General features: G+C 43.9%; 15 protein-coding genes and 1 tRNA gene. 11 read left to right on the plus strand and 5 right to left on the minus strand.

Features of this window, described 5'->3' with window-relative positions:
- Position 1: 1 nt before the first annotated feature.
- A tRNA-Leu gene (locus tag IT392_10940) sits at positions 2-88 on the minus strand.
- A 150-nt stretch (positions 89-238) separates the two neighbouring features.
- On the opposite strand from IT392_10940, the gene IT392_10945 reads away from it, so the two are divergent.
- The 4 genes from IT392_10945 (at position 239) to IT392_10960 (ending at position 3,986) form a co-directional block, all read left to right on the plus strand.
- The gene (locus tag IT392_10945) at positions 239-682 is read left to right on the plus strand and encodes a 50S ribosomal protein L9 (protein ID MCC6544993.1); all 444 of its coding nucleotides are present in this window, start codon (positions 239-241) and stop codon (positions 680-682) included.
- Positions 683-1,007: 325 nt separating this feature from the next.
- Positions 1,008-1,415: a CoA-binding protein gene (locus IT392_10950; GenBank protein MCC6544994.1), complete on the plus strand. Its 408-nt coding sequence runs from the start codon at positions 1,008-1,010 to the stop codon at positions 1,413-1,415.
- A gap of 111 nt (positions 1,416-1,526) precedes the next feature.
- Positions 1,527-3,290 (plus strand): DNA polymerase/3'-5' exonuclease PolX, encoded by a 1,764-nt coding sequence (gene polX / locus IT392_10955; GenBank protein ID MCC6544995.1) that lies wholly within the window; start codon positions 1,527-1,529, stop codon positions 3,288-3,290.
- A 63-nt stretch (positions 3,291-3,353) separates the two neighbouring features.
- Positions 3,354-3,986 carry a cyclase family protein gene (locus IT392_10960; GenBank protein ID MCC6544996.1) on the plus strand — a complete coding sequence of 211 codons (633 nt, stop codon included), beginning with the start codon at positions 3,354-3,356 and terminating at the stop codon, positions 3,984-3,986.
- Between the two features lie 37 nt (positions 3,987-4,023).
- On the opposite strand, the gene IT392_10965 is transcribed toward IT392_10960, so the two are convergent.
- Entirely contained in the window at positions 4,024-4,425 is a 402-nt protein-coding gene (locus tag IT392_10965) for a hypothetical protein (GenBank protein ID MCC6544997.1), read from the minus strand.
- 169 nt (positions 4,426-4,594) lie between these two features.
- Here IT392_10965 and IT392_10970 point away from each other — a divergent pair, with 169 nt between their 5' ends.
- From IT392_10970 to holA, 3 genes are all read left to right on the plus strand, one after another.
- Positions 4,595-7,078, plus strand: coding sequence for a leucine--tRNA ligase (locus tag IT392_10970; protein MCC6544998.1), 2,484 nt, complete (start codon positions 4,595-4,597; stop codon positions 7,076-7,078).
- 116 nt (positions 7,079-7,194) lie between these two features.
- Entirely contained in the window at positions 7,195-7,674 is a 480-nt protein-coding gene (locus IT392_10975) for an LptE family protein (GenBank protein ID MCC6544999.1), read from the plus strand.
- 25 nt (positions 7,675-7,699) lie between these two features.
- On the plus strand, positions 7,700-8,722 hold the full coding sequence (holA, locus tag IT392_10980; protein MCC6545000.1) for a DNA polymerase III subunit delta: 1,023 nt from the start codon (positions 7,700-7,702) through the stop codon (positions 8,720-8,722).
- Here the strand turns inward: holA and rpsT are convergent.
- Positions 8,681-8,953, minus strand: a complete 273-nt coding sequence (rpsT, locus tag IT392_10985; protein ID MCC6545001.1) for a 30S ribosomal protein S20 — start codon at positions 8,951-8,953, stop codon at positions 8,681-8,683. The two genes, holA and rpsT, sit on opposite strands and share 42 nt — an antisense overlap.
- A 198-nt stretch (positions 8,954-9,151) precedes the next feature.
- Between rpsT and murJ the strand changes: the two genes are divergently transcribed.
- From murJ to IT392_11005, 4 genes are all read left to right on the plus strand, one after another.
- Entirely contained in the window at positions 9,152-10,735 is a 1,584-nt protein-coding gene (gene murJ, locus IT392_10990) for a murein biosynthesis integral membrane protein MurJ (protein MCC6545002.1), read from the plus strand.
- Positions 10,736-10,883: 148 nt separating this feature from the next.
- A complete protein-coding gene (locus IT392_10995) occupies positions 10,884-11,894 on the plus strand; it encodes an ABC transporter substrate-binding protein (GenBank protein ID MCC6545003.1) in 1,011 nt (336 codons plus the stop codon).
- Between the two features lie 16 nt (positions 11,895-11,910).
- Positions 11,911-14,712, plus strand: coding sequence for an EAL domain-containing protein (locus IT392_11000; GenBank protein ID MCC6545004.1), 2,802 nt, complete (start codon positions 11,911-11,913; stop codon positions 14,710-14,712).
- A 98-nt stretch (positions 14,713-14,810) separates the two neighbouring features.
- On the plus strand, positions 14,811-16,373 hold the full coding sequence (locus IT392_11005; protein MCC6545005.1) for a hypothetical protein: 1,563 nt from the start codon (positions 14,811-14,813) through the stop codon (positions 16,371-16,373).
- Here IT392_11005 and rsmI read toward each other — a convergent pair.
- Together rsmI and hpt are read right to left on the minus strand one after the other, a co-directional pair.
- A complete protein-coding gene (gene rsmI, locus IT392_11010) occupies positions 16,357-17,226 on the minus strand; it encodes a 16S rRNA (cytidine(1402)-2'-O)-methyltransferase (protein ID MCC6545006.1) in 870 nt (289 codons plus the stop codon). The genes IT392_11005 and rsmI overlap by 17 nt on opposite strands.
- Positions 17,227-17,235: 9 nt before the next feature.
- Complete coding sequence (gene hpt, locus IT392_11015) at positions 17,236-17,772, minus strand: hypoxanthine phosphoribosyltransferase (GenBank protein ID MCC6545007.1); 537 nt, start codon at positions 17,770-17,772, stop codon at positions 17,236-17,238.
- Position 17,773: the final 1 nt, after the last annotated feature.

Consider the following 17,773-nt stretch of genomic DNA (forward strand, 5'->3'; position numbering starts at 1 on the left):
ATGGTGCCGAAGGGGGGAGTCGAACCCCCATGTCCTTGCGAACACTAGACCCTGAACCTAGCGTGTCTACCAATTCCACCACTTCGGCATTTAGGACGACATCACTTGCATGTATGAATGACAATTGTTTATACTACAAAAGGTAGGCATGGGTGTCAAATCTTTTTTATTGACAATGGCATGCCAACTTAGCTATAACTGTCAGGTTAGTTATCATCTGAGAGAATGGGGGAATACTATGAAGGTCATTTTAAAAGAAGATGTCAAAGGCTTAGGCAAACTTGGGGAGATAGTAGAAGTATCCAGCGGCTATAGCAGAAACTTCCTGATTCCGCAGAAGAAGGCGGTAGAGGCTACACCTCACAATATCAAGACAGTGGAACAAAAGAAGAAGGAACTCGAAGAAAAGATGAAGCAAAACCTGCACGCTATTGAAGAAATGTCAAAGAAGATGGGTGAGTTGTCAGTTACCATAGCAAGACAGGTTGGTGAAGGTGAAAAAATGTTTGGTTCTGTGACTACTGCTGATATTGCCGAAGCCATCACAAAGGAAGGCATGACTATAGATAAACACCAGGTAGTTCTTGAAAAACCTATAAAAGAACTCGGGCTCTTCCACGTCCCGGTTAAACTTCATCCGGAAGTTTCTGCTGAAGTCAAGGTGTGGATCGTTAAGCAGTGATTAAGTCCTGACTGAGACCTTATCGTAGCTCCTGAACGGTCCGTTTGATGAAGCTCCACATTCATTGTTCAACAAACGGAAAGTTATGATTTAAACAGACAGACAAACATAGTTTATACACAGGCTCTAATTAGTTGAGCCTTTATAATCACCCCTCATCAGGCGGATACACCACACCTTGTGACTGAAAATTCACCTGACTTACCTGACTTCGGCCGCCCGGAGTGTGGCTTTCCCTGATATCGGTTTCAACTTCTGTTATTTTGTGAGCTGCTTTGCCCATCTTGCATTGTTGACATAAATTGACCCATTGGAATATATTGAAATGGATGATATTGATAAAATCCTACTTGAATCTCGAAATATTGCTGTAGTCGGGATATCCAATAAACTTGGCAGGCCCAGCCTGACAGTGGCAAGCTATCTGAAGGGGCAGGGTTACAGGATTATACCTGTGAATCCAACTATCCAGGATGTGAATGGAGAAAAAAGTTATCCTGATCTTACATCCATCCCTGAAAAAGTTGACGTTGTAGATATATTCAGAAAGCCGGAGGATGTCCTTCCTGTGGTGGAAGAGGCTATAAGGATCGGGGTAAAGGCGATATGGATGCAGGAAGGAATTGTAAATGAGGAGGCAGCGGGCAAGGCACGAGCGGCTGGTTTGCATGTAGTAATGGACAAATGTATGTTGAAAGAGCATTCGCGGTTGAAACGAGAGGGCAGAATATAAGGACCATGTAGATGTCATTCCCGCTTATGCGGGAATCCAGAACGATGACTTAATTCTGGATTCCAACTTTCGTAGGAATGACAGGCAGTCAGGAGCATTTTAGAGTAAATAATGAATAAACTTGATGTCAGTAAGATCCTGGAGGAGATAGGCATCCTCCTTGAGCTTAAAGGCGAAAATCCCTTTAAATTCAGGGCGTATCATAATGCAGCAGTATCTGTTGAGGCGCTTGAAGAAGATTTGGATAAGGCCATCGAAGATGGCACTCTTGCGGAACAGAAGGGTATAGGAAAGGGTCTGTATGAAAAGATAGTTGAGCTCAATCGCACTGGCCGCCTTAAATACTACGACGACCTTAAAAAGGAGCTCCCTGCCGGTCTTCTGGAGATCATACGGATTCCTGGTGTTGGTCCAAAAAAGGCAAAGGCACTTTTCGATGAACTTGGAATATCTACTGTAGGTGAGCTTGAGTATGCCTGCATTGAAAACAGGCTCGTTGGTCTTCATGGTTTTGGTGAAGCTACTCAGGAGAAGATATTAAAAGGGATAGAGTATTACAGGAAGGGGATGGGACATCACCTTTTTAATGTTGCCCTGAAGGACGCTGAACGACTTCTTTCTTTACTGGATAAGAATAAGGATGTCAAGATGAGCAGTATTGCCGGAAGTATCAGACGCAGAAAAGAGGTTATCAAGGATATAGATATTGTGGCAAGTGCCAGACACAAGAGTGCAGAATCGGTCATGGACTTCTTTACTACCCTTCCTGATGTCCAATCCATTACAGGTAAAGGTGATACCAAATCAAGCGTTATTCTTAACAGTGGTATAAATGCTGATCTTAGAATTGTTTCTGACAGCGAGTACCCTTTTGCTCTCCATTACTTCACGGGCAGCGCCGAACACAATACTGCGATGCGCAGCCGTGCAAAGAAATTCGGCCTCAAATTGAACGAATATGGTCTCTTTAAGGGAGAAGATTCTTTACCATGTAAGAGTGAGGAGGAGATATTCAAGGCCCTCGGACTCATGTACATTCCCCCTGAGTTGAGAGAGGATAAGGGGGAGATCGAGGCAGCAGAACAGGGCAGCATACCAGAGCTAATTGAATCCGATGATATAAAAGGGATTTTCCATGTGCATACTACATACAGTGATGCAAACATGACACTGCATGAGGCTGTGACTCTGGCAAAGGGGGCAGGTTATCAGTATATAGGCATCACAGATCATAGTAAATCTGCATACTATGCAGGAGGTCTCACTGAAGAAAAATTGCGTGCGCAGCATGATGAGATTGACGAATTAAACAGCAAGCTAAAAGACTTCTATATATTTAAGGGAATAGAGTGTGAGATACTCTCTGATGGTTCCCTTGACTACAATGATGAAATACTATCCAAATTCGATTTTGTGATTGCCTCGGTTCACAGCGGATTCAATATGAGCGAAGAGGTGATGACTGAGAGGATTATCACGGCGATATCTAATCCATATACAACCATGCTCGGTCATCCTACAGGGCGTCTGCTCCTCTCAAGAGAAGGTTATAAGGTGGACATCTACAAAGTTATAGATGCTGCTGCAGAACATGGTGTTGCAATTGAAATAAACGCCCACCCCTACAGGTTGGATCTGGACTGGAGGTACTGTAAGTATGCAAAGGAGCGGGGAGTAAAGATCAGCATTAACCCTGATGCCCACCATGCAGAAGATATCGCCAATGTCTCATATGGAGTCGGAATAGCAAGAAAGGGCTGGCTTACAAGAAAAGATGTATTAAACACCATGACTCTTGGAGAAATTAAGAAGAAATTTGCTCTGGGGAATGAAAATAATCCCCCTTACTCCCCCTTTTTCAAAGGGGGAAATTAGTTACCCCCCTATAGAAAAGGGGGGTCAGGGGGGATTTGAAAGGCTATTTTAGGGTGAATAAACATGAAAATATATGACATATCCGTTACAATATCCCCTGACCTGCCTGTTTGGCCCGGCGACCCCCCGGTCAGCATAGAGCGTGTAGCAAAGATTGAAGACGGGGCAAACGCCAATGTCTCCAGGATTGCAATGGGAGTACATACCGGTACGCACGTGGATGCACCATTTCATTTCCTCACTGATGGCGCTACAGCAGAACAACTCCCTCTTGATTTGCTCACAGGTCCTGCCTATGTCCTTGAACTACCAGGCGTGAAAGTTATCACATCATCTGTATTGAAACAGGCTTCAATACCCTCCGGAACGCTCCGTCTCCTGATAAAGACAGACAACTCCGGATACTGGAAGGACAGCGGGGCAACTTTTCAAACCGGTTTTACTGGTATCAACTCTGACGGTGCTGAGTTTCTTGTAAATCTTGGAGTAAAATTGATTGGAATGGATTACCTGTCAGTAGCGCCTTATAAGCAAAGCCGGCCTACTCACTTAGCCCTGCTTAACGCCGGCGTTGTGATCATTGAGGGCTTGAATCTGTCGGAAATTACCCAGGGATATTTTACCTTATACTGCCTCCCAATCAAACTGGCGGGATGTGACGGTGCACCGGCACGGGCCATATTGATAAGCGACTGACGTCTTTACCTCAAGGCAAAGGGAATTATCAAGTTAACTACTTCGCAGGTGTTATGCTTGCATCTTCAATAATGGCATCATAAATGTAGCCGGCGCCAAAGTCTTTACCTACGGCAAGTGTTCCGGTAATGATTACTTTGTCTCCGATTTTGACAATGTCCTGTGTTGTTGCAGTTAAATCATTGGTGCCGGGTTTTCCGCTTCCGTCTTTTATGTGAACCCAGTTCTTCCCCATGATGCCGCTGTTGAATTTTACAACTTCTCCCTTTATTGTGATCCTCTTGCCCTTGAGTGCGTCCTTACCGGCAAAGACCTCTTCAATCTTCTTTATATCTCTGGCTGCTGCAGAATGCTCTGCTTCTGCTGAGTAGACATTGTTTATGGTCCCTGCGCTCAAGACGGCTGTTAACGATAAGACGACAATTAAATTCGATTTCATCTGGTATCCTCCTGAATTTCCGGGTTGTTTCATATCAGTTATGCAGATTCATCTGATTAAAGTAGCATGAGGAGATTATCATAGCAATTGATTTTTATTAATATGCATAAGATTACCTGAAATTCCCCGTATTGACAGCCCTCCTCATAGGGTTATAGAATACCCGTCTATGTCTGTAAAATATGACCATAAAGAAATAGAGCCAAGGTGGCAGCAATACTGGGAAGACAGTGGCACTTTTAAGGTGACAGAGGACTCCTCTAAGCCCAAATACTACTGCCTTGAGATGTTTCCGTATCCTTCAGGCAGGATACATATGGGGCATGTTCGGAACTATTCCATCGGAGATGTGATTGCGCGGCATAAGACCATGCGCGGTTTTAATGTATTGCACCCGATGGGCTGGGATTCATTCGGGCTTCCTGCAGAAAATGCGGCAATAGAAAAGGGTGTTCATCCTGCCGTATGGACAAGTCAAAATATAGCGTACATGAAACATCAATTGAAGAGGATGGGGCTGTCTTATGACTGGGGGCGCGAGATTACCACCTGTGAGCCTGCTTATTATAAGTGGAATCAATGGTTTTTTCTAAAGATGTATGAAAAAGGGCTTGCGTATAAGCGGAGGTCGAGCGTGAACTGGTGCGGTTCATGTGAGACTGTCCTTGCCAATGAACAGGTTGTTGATGAAAGCTGCTGGCGCTGCAGCTCAGCTGTTGAGCAAAAAAACCTGGAACAGTGGTTTTTTAAAATAACGCATTATGCTGAAGAACTGCTGTCAGGATGTGACAACCTTCCGGGGTGGCCGGAGCGGGTACTGACCATGCAGAGGAACTGGATTGGAAAGAGTGTGGGTGTTGAAATTGACTTCCCCCTTGCAGACAGTAATATCCCTGTCAGGATATTTACCACAAGGCCGGATACATTATTCGGCGCTACGTTTATGAGCCTTGCCCCTGAACATCCTCTGGTTAATGAACTTATTCGGGGGACTGAGACTGAGACCGGTGTCAGGGATTTCATAGAGCGTGTGAAGCGCCAGGATAAGATCGTCCGGACCTCTGCAGATGTGGAGAAGGAAGGGGTGTTTACAGGACGATACGCCATAAACCCGCTTACCAGGGAAAAGATACCTGTATGGGTTGCGAACTTTGTTCTGGTTGAGTATGGAACAGGATCCATAATGGCTGTGCCTGCACATGATCAGAGGGATTATGAATTCGCAGGGAAATATAAGATCCCAAAGAGGGTTGTAATCCAGAATAATGAGGGGACACTCTCTGTTGATTCAATGACAGCGGCATATACGGAGGAGGGGGTCCTTGTAAATTCCGGACAATTCAGCGGAGTTAAGTCTTCTGAAGCCATTGGACTGATTGCAGCATACATTGAAAAAGAGGGAATGGGCAAATGCACTGTTAATTACAAGATCCGTGACTGGGGTGTTTCAAGACAACGCTACTGGGGGACACCAATACCTGTTATTTACTGTGACAAATGCGGGACTGTACCAATACCGGAAAATGAACTTCCGGTATTGCTGCCCAAAGATGTTGCATTTACAGGAAAGGGGGGCTCACCGCTGCTCCAATCGAGGGAGTTTATAGAAACCAGGTGCCCGGCTTGTGACGGGGATGGAAGACGGGAGACAGATACCATGGATACATTCGTTGATTCGTCGTGGTATTTCCTCCGTTACTGCTCACCACATTCGGACAAATTCCCTTTTAACAGCAATCATATCTCTTACTGGATGAATGTAGACCAGTATATTGGAGGCATTGAACACGCAGTACTCCATTTGCTCTATTCAAGGTTCGTTACGAGGGTAATTCGAGACCTTGGTCTTATACAAAACGATGAACCATTCATGAACCTCCTTACGCAGGGTATGGTCATAAAAGACGGAGCAAAGATGTCCAAGTCCAAAGGTAATGTCGTTGATCCCGATTATATTATTGAGACCTTCGGCGCTGATACTGCGAGGCTTTTTTCATTGTTTGCCGCACCGCCTGAAAAAGATCTCGACTGGAATGACAGGGGAGTAGAGGGTGCCCACAGATTCCTGTCACGAATATACAGAAAGGTAGCGGAATTGGCGCCGTTCTTCAATGGTCTCCCCGATTCATGCCCGGAGGGAGAACTGCCTGCTGATTTAAAAAATCTCAGAAAAGCGGTGCATCAGACTATCAAGAAGGTTACAGATGATATTGATGTATTCCATTTCAACACGGCAATAAGTTTTATCATGGAACTGGTCAACAATATTTACCTTGTTCCTGTTGATGGACGTACCGGGGATAAGGTATTCCTTTTTGCCATGAAAGAGGCCATGGATAACGTTGTCCTTCTATTGTCCCCCTTTGCCCCTCACATCTCTGAGGAGATGTGGACTATGCTTGGTCATGAACCTTCTGTATTAAAATACAAATGGCCTTCCTGCAGTGACGAGATAGCTTCTGAAGAGGAGAGGATTATTATCATACAGGTAAATGGCAAGGTCAGGAGTAAGATTATGGTGCCAGCAGGTTCAGGGGAAGAGGAAATAAGGGAAAAAGCACTCTCGGATGAAAGGCTAAAGAGTTTTCTTGGTGACAAAACTCCAAAAAAGGTATTTGTTGTACAAGGTAAACTGGTGAATATAGTTATATAAAAATGGGTTCACAAAGGAAGCTAATAATACCTTCCCCTTCAAGGGGAGGGAAAGGGTGGGGATGGGTTTGCCTCTTCTTATGCTCTTTCTTACTCCTCACGGCATGCGGATACCATATGGCCGGCACAGGCGGTCATCTTAAAACCGGTGTCAAATCGCTTTTTATCCCTGTCTTTGAAAATAAGACCATGGAACCTATCATAGAGGAGGATCTTACGGTCGCAGTTGTAAGGGAATTTCTGAAGGATGGGAGGATAGAGGTTGTTGACAAATCAAAGGCGGATATGATTTTAAAGGGGAGTGTTGTTTCCTATAAAGAAACACCTGTCTCCTTTGACGCCTCATATATTGTTGAATACCGGGTAACTGTAACAACACATTTAATTCTACAGGAGAATACCCCCCTCCAGATCGGGGAAAGTAAAGGACCAGTTCCTTCAGTCAATCCTCTCTGGGAAAAGGACATTACTTCAACTGCAGAATATAAGGTCAGCAGTGATGTCATGGTCACAAGGGTCTCAAAGCTTTCAGCGCTTAGAGAGATTGCAAGAAACCTCTCTGAGGAAGCAGCAGACAGGGTATTATTGGGATGGTAGTTGATAAGTTATCCGGAGGTGGTGTGTGGCTGGAATAAGTTATACAGAATTCTCAGGACGTTTCAAGGGGATTAAGCCTTCCCCTGTCTATTTATTTACAGGCGGGGAGCAGCTCTTTATTGATGAAGGGGTACAACTTGTAAGTGATAGATTGCTTGATAAAGGAATCCGGGAGTTTAATTACGATATTTTATCTGCTTCAGATGTAAAGGCCGCAAACGTTATAGGGATTGCTGAGACACTCCCTGTAATGACCAGCTACAGGGTTGTTGTATTAAAAAATGTTGATGAATGGACGTCAAAAGAGAGGGAGAGCCTTATTTCTTATATTAATAACCCTTCTCCCACTACCTGCCTGATCCTTACAGCCGTAAAACTGGACAAACGCGAAAAGTTTGCATCTTCGATAGGCAGGAACGGGGTTATGGTACTTTGCCAGCCGCTAATAAAGAATCAGCTTGGAGGCTGGATCAGGCAGGAGGTAAAGCGTTCAGGAATAGCTATAAATGATGATGCTGCCTATATGCTCTCTGAAATGGCAGGCAGCGATATGATGTCGCTCAGGAATGACATTGAGAAGCTTACGCTATATAGCAGGGATAAAAAGACGATATCCCTGAGTGATGTTACAAAGGTATCGAACAATATACGAAGCGTCTCTGTATTTGAGGTTATTAATGCAATATTTGACAGGAGATTGAATGATGCAATCCTGGCCCTGAAGCGGGCGATGGATGAGGGAGAAGCTCCAGTCAAGATATTCTTTTTCATTACTAAGGAAGTCAGGACAATGCTGAAGGCCAATGTACTGATCGATGCGGGTGAAAAACCTGACAAGGCTGCGATTCACGCCGGCGTACCCCCTTTTAAGGCCGGAGAGTTTTCTCAGCGCCTGAAGAAGTTTACGGGGAAGGAGCTGAACAAAATATTTGAGAGCCTGATTGAGACAGACAGCCTTTTAAAAGGATCAGCAATCAAACCGGCTATTGTATTGGAAAAACTCTTGTTAACTGTTTGCGGATTTGTTAACGCGGGTGGTAAGCCTTGAAACAATCCTGCTGGCCTTGTTCTTGTGGATAAGGCCCTTGCCGGCAACTTTATCAATATAGGCAGTCGCTAACCTGAGATTTTCCTTACTATCCTGAGTCTCCTTATCTTCTGCAGATGTTACAACCTTCTTAACCAGTGTCTTCAAGGTAGACATAGCTGCCTTATTTCTAAGTCTTTTTTTCTCTGACTGCTTTGCCCTCTTAAGGGCTGATTTATGTCTTAATGCCACTTTATCATTCTCCTTTTATATTATTAAGTAGACATATCTTGTAACATGAAATATATTTGTCTGTCAAGTGAAGAAGAAGCAATGAGTGGAAAGCAATGAGCAATGAGTAGACGATAGCGATGTGAATCCCCCTTAATCCCCCTTTTTCAAAGGGGGAAATAATCTACCCCCCTTTAGAAAAGGGGGGTCAGGGGGGATTTGAAAAGGGATTTCAGGATGAATAACCAGGAAAAGGTTGCAAAGGCAGCGGCGGTGATGGGTGTCACTACCCTGATCAGCAGGATCTTCGGATTTGTCCGTGACATGGTAGTGGCATGGGCTTTCGGTGCGGGAATGGTAGCAGATGCATTTTACGTTGCATACCGCGTCCCTTCACTTTTAAGGGAGCTTTTTGCAGAAGGCTCCATTTCAGCCGCCTTCATCCCGGTTTTCACCAGGCATCTCAATGAAGAGGGTCGGGAAGAGGCGCAGCGGCTTGCAAGGGCAACCTTTACAGCCCTTATAGTCATACTTACAATAGTAACTATCATAGGGATAATTGCGGCGCCGTCTGTAGTCTCGGTAATCGCCCCTGGTTTTCACTCGGCATCAGGGGGCAAGTTCGACTTAACGGTACAACTCACCCGTATAATGTTCCCGTATCTCCTGTTTGTCTCCCTCGCTGCCCTTGCAATGGGGATTTTAAACACCCTTGGCTCATTTGCCATACCTTCACTATCTTCGATAATGCTTTCGATATTCATGATAACTGGTGTATATGTCTTCGCCCCCCGTTTCAGCGTCCCTATTTATGGTCTTGCCACAGGCGTTCTGCTCGGAGGTATTTGTCAGTTTGCCTTTCAATTACCCTCATTATCACGTCGAAAAATGACCCTCGGGTGGTATTTTAATCCAACTCACCCCGGAGTAATCCAGATAGGGAAGTTGATCGTACCTATGATCCTTGGACTTTCAGTAACACAGGTAAACATATTTGTAAATACAGTCCTTTCATCCTTATTAAAGGAGGGGAGCATTACCTACTTATACTATGGCATCAGGCTTATTCATTTCCCACTAGGCATATTTGGAGTGGCCATGGCATCAGCAGTGCTTCCGACGCTATCGGCTGCAGCGGTCAGGAGAGATTATGATGAGATGCGAAAGACCTATTCATTTGCGATCAGATTAATACTCTTCATAACACTGCCGGCGATGGCAGGCCTGATCGTCCTCCGGATACCGATAATAAGCGTACTGTTTCAGTCACGGGCCTTTGATTACGCGGCAACTATCGGGACTGCAGATGCACTTTTATATTATTCAGTGGGTCTATGGGCATTTACAGGGACCAGGATTACTGCCCAGGCATTCTACTCTTTGCAGGACACCAAAACCCCTGTGAAGGCAGCATCAATAGCAGTGGCTGTAAACATCATAGTCTCCTTGCTTCTTATGGGACCACTTCAGCATGGCGGCCTTGCCCTCGCAACTTCAATGGCATCCATGGCAAACCTCTCTGTTCTTATCTGGGCATTAAGGAAGAGGCTGGGGAGACTGCATCTTATGGAGATCATCCATTCAATGAAGAAGGTAGTGCCGGCAACACTGGTTATGGGAGTCATCGCGTGGCTGATCACCAGAGGGGATATCTGGGCATCAAATGGTCCGTCATCAACAAAAATAGGTTTATTGTTCGGCAGTATATTAATAAGTTCCATTTCCTATATACTGATACTCTATCTGTTAAAAAGCAAAGAGCTGATTTTCCTCTGGGAAATGGCAGTCAGGCGAGTTAAATAGGAGTTAAATAGGGACAGCGCCTATTTAACTGCAACGACCGGATACCGCGCCGATAATCTTATCAGAGACTCTCATTATAATGACCAGTAACCGATAGTAACGTAGACGATATTCCCTTGTCTAAAAACCGCAAAGAGGAGCTGGATTTATGTCTCACTCAAGCACAATAAGTAGTCTATGTAAATTATTTCTGTTGTTTATTATGTTTTCCTTCATCACTTCCTGCGATAAGAATTTACAGGGTAAAGCTGAAGTCGTAAAGAAACCTGAAGTAAGCGTAGGCCGTCTGATTTGCGGTGGACATCTCCCTTTGTCCGTTGCTGAGAAGAAGTTCCAGGATGATCTTACTACTTTTCGTCTCAAAACTGTCCAAAACCATGACTGGGACGCAGTAATGAAGGACTTGAAAGCCGGCAGGCTGTCAGGGACTTTCATTATATCACCCCTGGCTATGAAATTGATCCGTGATGGTTTTCCTGTCAAGATCGTACTCAAGGCCGACAGAAACGGTAATGGCTTTATTCTCTCTAATAAGATAAAGTCCATAGATGCACTTAATGACATGAAGACTATCATTGCAGTGCCTCACATCTATTCCCAGCACAATGTCTTACTGCACATGGTATTGAAACAACACAGGGTCTCCCTTGATAAAGTCACAATAATAGGAATGCCTCCGCGAGACATGATAAACTCCCTGCGTCAAGGTGAAATCGATGGTTTCATGATAGGTGAACCGGAAGGAAACAAGTCCGTCGAGATCGGTGTGGGTTGGATGGCAGCAATCTCCCCTGAGATATGGAAAGACCACATGGATCATGTGCTCATTGCCACAGACCAGTTCATCAAAGAGCACCCCGAACAACTTCAGGAACTCATAAATGCCCTCGTAAAAAGCGGACAGTATATAGAGTCACATCCACATGAAGCAGCCGTAATAGGGGAAGATTATACCGGCTCCAATGCCTCAGTCTTTGAAAAGGTACTGACTACACCACCTGACTGGATAGACTACTCAGATATGGTACCGACAATAGAAGATCTTCGTGCAATGTCACAGAAGTTAGTCAATATGGGTCTCTGGAAAGAACAACCGGAGAATTTAGCTTCCTTTATGGATACCCGATTTGTCGAAAAGGCAGTATCCGTAAACAAATGAGTAAAATATTTTCATAATGAAGTTTAAGTTATCCCTAAAATATTCATGGTATGGACTAATTGGACTTGTGGGTTTGCTGCCCGCACTTATCATATTAGTGTTGGTTGTTCTCAAACTTTATTCTACTTTTCTTGAGAATGCGCTGTTAAAGGAAAGACATTTCAATGATGCCGCTGCAATCCAGGTGGGAAACGAAGTCTCACGACTTATCTCCGTATTGAGCCACGAGAGTGATTCCATAGAGTCCGCTTTAGAAAGGGATAGAGATAAGAATTTATTGAATGAACAATTAAGGTCTATCATGAGACGTGCAGAAGCAATCAATTCCCTGCTTATCCTCGGCATTGATGGCAAAATTGTTGCCAGCTTTGATCGTTTCAGATCTGATCGTTTCATTGATAATTATGAATGGCTACTATCCAACGATCTTGTTCCTGACAAACTGTCACCGACCTTTGTCATTCCCATGCACGGGAGAACGTACATCGGTCCAACCACAAATTATGCGGGTTTACAGTTATTTGATATTGCAGTGCCGGTAGGTCCACTTGAACAACCAACAGCTATGCTGCTGGCAAAAGTTGATGCAACAACATTATGGCATACTCTTGAGCCGCGGCTGACGCGGCCAGGAATAATAACATACCTCGTAGACCGGCGCGGGAGTATACTGACTTCACATAGGGATTCAAGGTATGAGGTTGGACATTTGGCGACTAATCTTGATATCATCCGGGCATTGCTTTCAAACAGTGACTGGGATGTGGAAAAGACTTATCAGGGACTAAGCGGAAACAGAGTATTTGGAACAGTTTCAACCATTAAAATAGTTAATTGGGGTGTTATATCCGAAATTCCACAACAGCAAATCACAAAACACATTTACAATATCCTTATCCGAATCACAGCAATCACCGTCGGCTTTCTTTCAATATTCACCTTTTTAGGGCTTGCGTTAGTTAAACGCATTATTAACCCTATAGAATTATTATCATCTGATTTTAAGCGCCCAGGCAACAGGGATTATTCCCCAAGCCAGGCAGTGTCATCCATTAAGGAGCTGCAATCGCTGGCAGACGGCTTTAACCGTATGGTCACAGATATTAAAAAAAATGAGCAACTACTTCACAAATTCAGCCTTGCTGTTGAGCAGAGCCCAAACTCAGTAGTTATAACCGACACCGATGGCATAATAGAATATGTCAATCCAAAGTTTACAAGATTGACAGGATATACAAGTAAAGAGGTTAACGGGCAGAGTCCTAATATCTTAAAATCCGGCATACATAAACCAGAATACTATAAACAATTATGGGATACGATCACATCCGGTAAAGTATGGAGAGGAGAATTTTATAACAAGAAAAAGAATGGTGAATTCTACTGGGAAAGCGCATCTATATCACCACTCACTAATGAAAAAGGAGTTATCACTCATTTCATCGCAGTAAAGGAAGACATCTCCGAGCGAAAGAAGTCCGAAGAAACCATCTTAAAAATGGCATATCATGACCAACTTACCGGACTTCCGAACAGGGTCCTTCTCATTGATCGTCTTAACCATTTGCTGGCCCAGGGAAGAAGAAGTAAAAGGCTTGCAGCAATCCTTTTCCTTGATCTTGATAACTTTAAGCATATCAATGACTCATTTGGACATGCTGAAGGTGACAATCTGCTCAAAGAGGTATCTGAAAGATTGAATAAGCATACACGCTCCTGTGATACACTGGCCCGGCATGGTGGGGACGAATTTATAATTCTCATAGATGATCTTAAAAAGGTTGACAATATTACTCAGGTAGTCGAACGTATATTTTCAGAATTTAATAAACCTTTCGTTCTGAACGGGCAAGTTTGCTTTGTCACAACAAGTATTGGTATCAGTATATATCCCGACGACGGAGAGGATGTCAGTACACTTCTTAAGAACGCCGACATCGCGATGTACAGGGCAAAGGAAGAAGGTAAAAACACCTACCAGCTTTATGAGCCAGCTATGACCGAGAGAACAATTGAGATTGTAAAAATGAAGAGCATGCTCCATATGGCTATTGAAAACAGAGAGTTTATTCTGCACTACCAACCACAAGTTAATATTTCCACTGGTAATATTATTGGTCTCGAGGCCCTTGTTCGTTGGCAGAATCCGGAAAGAGGGCTGATTTCTCCAGGTAATTTCATACCACTGGCTGAGGATACCGGACTTATTGTGCCTATAGGCGAATGGGTATTACATTCAGCTTGTGTACAGAACAAATTCTGGCAAGATAAATGTCTTAAGCCAGTCAAAGTGGCTGTAAACCTATCTATACGCCAGCTGGTGCAAAAAGATTTTGTAGGTACGGTAAAGAGGATACTAAAGGATACCAGACTGGACCCGGGATATCTGGAACTTGAGGTGACCGAAAGCGCAGTGATGGAAGACATAGAGTCCAACATAGAGATACTGCATGAATTAAAGTCTCTTGGAATAAGAATATCAATTGACGATTTTGGCACAGGTTATTCCTCTTTTGAATATCTCAAACGGATGCCTATTGATATGCTGAAGATAGGTATGCCGTTTGTGCGTGATATTATTAACAACCCTGATGATGCGGCTATTGCTACATCTATCATTCAGGTGGCTCATATCATGAATTTGGAAGTAATGGCTGAGGGTGTTGAAACGATAGAGCAGTTCAGGTTACTCGGCACTTTACTGTGTGACAATGTTCAGGGTTTTCTGGTGTCAAAACCACTACCCTCTTCCAAAGGAATCGAAGAGTTTTTGATAAAAGAATGGCGATTTTTTGATAGCCGGTTATTATTTGTATAAATACTGATTGGATTATTATACAATAACTATGATATTTGTGGAGGGTTATACGGACCAACTCCCTTCTTCTGATTGATTATTCCAACAGTTGTGGTAACATGAAAAAGATAAACAACCGACCACTTCAGTTATTCTTTTCCCTAAGTTGCCTCTTCGTTCTCTTTTTTTTAATACCCCCGTTTGTATTTGCTGACGCACCGAACGATGTATTCTTGTTTAAAAAGCTTGCGTTGCTGAATACTGATGATCGTACAGGAAAAGACTACGGCGAGAAAATTGAAAAAATCGTCAGAGACGAGCTTGAGCAGATGCTGAGGTTCGATATCATTCCGCAGGATAAAGTTCGTGTTCAACACCCGCTCTCGCAGCAATCGTTAGGCACGATCAACAAAATATTGCAGGCTGACGGGTTTATCGTTGGCCGGGTTGATCTTTCCAATGAAATGATAAACATCTCTCTTGAGATCCTTGATAAGAGGGGGGAGATGTTTGCTCTGGAACTACTGGCCGTTAATGAGCTGGCATCTCTGGCTGATTTGGAGGAAAACGTTCGCGAACTAGTTGTGAAATTGATCCGGCGAATACCTTATAAGGCAGTCATCACACAGGTTAAAAATGGAGTAGTGACCTTTGATGCGGGCCTCAAACATGGGGTTGAGACAGGATCGAAAGTGTCCCTCTTTGAGATCATCGGGGTGAAACGGCATCCTTATACCGACGAGATTATCTCATTCAAGCGGAAAGACCTGGGAGTAATTCAGGTTACACAGGTGGAGGATCTATCAGCAACCGGAAAGATTATCAGTAGTAAAAAGGGGGCTAAGATCAAAGCTGGCAGTAAGGCGGATTTTATCCCATCCGAGAAATTTATCCTTGAAAGTCATATAGAGAAGAATGAGTTGTTGGCCGAAAAAAAGCTGTCGCCTGAATTGCTCAACACCGGAGAACAGAGGTTGACCAAAGAACCTCCGGGACGGCCCCGGGGATCACTGGCAGTAAGCGCCGGTCTCCTCCTTAATGACTATAAAATCAGCTCAAATCAGTTCAACTTCAGGCGTGATACGTCACCAGTCACATCAGTCACCATGGCTGGAGAGTACTGGGTTCTTGCACCACTGGGGGCAGATGTCTCTTACTCAGCTTCCTGGATTTATTTCAAACAGACTGGCAGCGTTCCTAAGACGGATGCATCGCTTTCATGGCTGACAGCCCATCTCAAGTATCGCCATTTCTTTTCAAGCGATCGTTTGAGTCCGGAGATAGTCGGGTCTGTAGGCTACCACATCTATGATTTCGAGGTAGACAAAAGCGATTCTAAATATTTCAACAATATCAAATACAGCGGAATAGACATAGCATTGACTGCGAGTTATCCTATGACATCAAAAATGAAAGGGGTCGTAAACGTCGGATACCTGCCATCTCTCGATATAGAGGAAGACCCGGTGACCAGTGGAACAAACCCGCATGCCTATGGATATTATTTCGGTCTGGCAGAACACTTTAACGTGTCTGACAAGACAGCATTAGCGCTGCGATATTATTATCTGGCATACCATGCAAAGTTCAGCGGAGACGGAACAAGGGGTGCCGGAACAACCGATACTGAAATTCGAGACCTTTGTCAGGGAATTAATTTAAGCCTTATTTACGAGTGGTAATTGAAGGTGATCTATGGATCTTAAGCGCCTCACTGTATACCTTACTCCTGGGAAGATTCAGCTCTTTTGATGCCTTGCCAACCGCATCCTTGAGACTGAGCCCTTCCTTCTGCATCATCCTTTTCAGACAGCCAGTCAAGTCTGCAACGTCAAAAGCAGTTTCTTCATGCGCTCCTTCTATTATTATAGTGATCTCACCCTTCAAGACTCTTCCCCTGATCTTTTCCATGACATTTATTACCCTGCCTCTAATGACCTCTTCAAACATCTTGGTAAGCTCTCTTGTAAGTACTACACGCCTGTTACCCAGAATCTCTGCAATGTCTTCAAGTGATGAAGATACCCGCCGGGGTGTATCAAACATAATAATGGTACGTCGTTCTGAGCAAATCTCCCTGAACCTTTTCTGACGTGCCGCCTTTTTGGCAGGCAGAAAGCCTTCGAAGACAAAGGCATCTGTCGGAAGCCCTGAGATTGACAGGGCTGCAATAGACGCAGTGGGACCAGGGACTGGTGTTATCCTTATATTATCATCTATCGCCCTGTTTATAAGGTAATATCCGGGATCAGAAATACCGGGGGTCCCTGCATCAGAAACCAGTGCAATATCAAGGCCCTCTTTTAATTTGGCAATAAGGATTGCAGACTTTTCTTCTTTATTGTGATCATGATAACTGGTCTGCGGGGTATGTATATCATAGTGGTGAAGCAATCTCTGCGTGTGACGGGTATCTTCTGCAGCAATTATCCGGACACTCCCAAGGACCTTCAATGCCCTCAGAGTAATATCCTCAAGATTACCTATTGGAGTACTGACGATGTAGAGGGTTCCTGACGCAGGTTTATCAGTCATCTAACTGAATTATTCAACCTCACTCTTATCCAGGACAGCAATATATGGCAGGTTACGATATTTGTCCTTATAATCGAGGCCATAACCGATTATGAATTTATTTGGAATAGTAAACCCAAGATATTCGATTGGAACTTTATGCTTTCTTCTTTCAGACTTATCAAGAAGGACGCACAATTTTAACGACTCAGGTTTTTTTGTCTTAAGGGTCTGATATATATAATCCAGGGTCAATCCTGAATCAATAATATCTTCAACAAGAAGTACGTCTTTTCCTTCAATAGAAACTGATAATTCCTGAATGATATTTACTGAACCGCTGGATACAGACCGGTCTCTATAACTTGACACCATCATGAAATCAACCATTACTGGTAAATGAACATTTCTAACCAGATCGGCAAAAAAGGTGTAGGCCCCCTTTAGTAAACAGATCAGCAGCACGTCTTTGCCGTCATAATCAGCGGTGATTTGCGCCCCAAGCTCTTTCACTCTCTTTTCTATCGCCTTCTGTGTAATGAGAGGTTTACCAAAAATGCGTTCCATG

The sequence above is a fragment of the Nitrospirota bacterium genome, from assembly GCA_020846775.1.
Taxonomy (GTDB): Bacteria; Nitrospirota; 9FT-COMBO-42-15; order HDB-SIOI813; family HDB-SIOI813; genus RBG-16-43-11.